General features: G+C 38.1%; 1 protein-coding gene. It reads right to left on the bottom strand.

The window, feature by feature from the left end; genetic code table 11:
- Positions 1 to 1,072 (bottom strand): group II intron reverse transcriptase/maturase (gene ltrA / locus DVJ99_RS03040; protein WP_240430806.1); only part of this gene is annotated, 1,072 nt, incomplete at both ends.

Below are 1,072 nucleotides of genomic sequence, written 5' to 3'. Positions count from 1 at the left end.
AGCACCATTGTGGTCTAATCCGTATTTTCGAAGCATCTTGTATTTTGTTTTGACCTTCTTCCATCGCTTTAAAATAAGTTGTCTGATTCGATGGTTTAACCACTCTTGCATTTCGCGGATAAATTTTTTAACAAAACCTCTGCCAAAATAGTTTATCCAACCTCTAGTAATCGCGTTGATTTCTGTTATAATCTCAGTAAATGTGCCATGTCTATTTCTTCTTGTGACCCACTTTAATTTGGCTTTTAAATTTCTTTTTGCTTCCATAGTGGGTCTGAAACGACAAGTGCCATTTATTTTCGTTATCAGACAACTCAAGAACTTTAAACGTGTGGGAGAACCTACCTTACTTTTATCTTTATTCACTGTTAATTTCAGGTCCTTTTCGATAAAGTTTGTGATACTCTCCATGACACGTTGTCCGGCACGTTTTGATTTAACAAAGATGACGAAGTCATCTGCGTATCGCACAAAACGATGTCCGCGCTTCTCTAATTCTTTATCCAGTTCATGCAAATAGATATTACACAACAAGGGAGATATAACCCCACCTTGAGGGGCGCCTGTCTTTCTTTCTGCGTATTCGCCAGACAGGTCTGCAGACCCGCTTTGTAAACTTTTGCGGATAAATTTAGAGATAGCTTTGTCTTGTATAAAGCGTTCAAACAAATACATCAATTTGTCATGGTTCAACGTATCAAAGCATTGTTTTAAGTCACAGTCGACGACTGTGTGATAACCCTCCTCATAGTATTGGATACATTGTTTCAATGCAGTACCTGTACTATGATTCGGTCTAAAGCCATGACTATGTTTTGAAAACTGGCGATTTATCATCGGTTCGATAACTTGTTTGATTGCTTGTTGGATAACTCTATCTCTTGCGACGGGAATTCCAAGAGTTCTCTTTTTGCCATTCGGTTTTGGAATGGCTACTTTCTTAACTGCTTGCGGTTTATAAGTACCGTTAAGCAGTTTTTCTTTTATCTGTGGATAGAATTCTCTGAAGTGAGCATGTAACTCTTTAACCTTCATCCCATCGATTCCAGGAGAGCCATTATTTTTAACAACT

This window comes from Staphylococcus sp. EZ-P03, from assembly GCF_003344575.1.
Classification (GTDB): Bacteria; Bacillota; Bacilli; order Staphylococcales; family Staphylococcaceae; genus Staphylococcus; species Staphylococcus simulans_B.
Note: the sequence above shows the minus strand (reverse complement) of the source record. Positions and strands in the feature narration are given on the sequence as shown.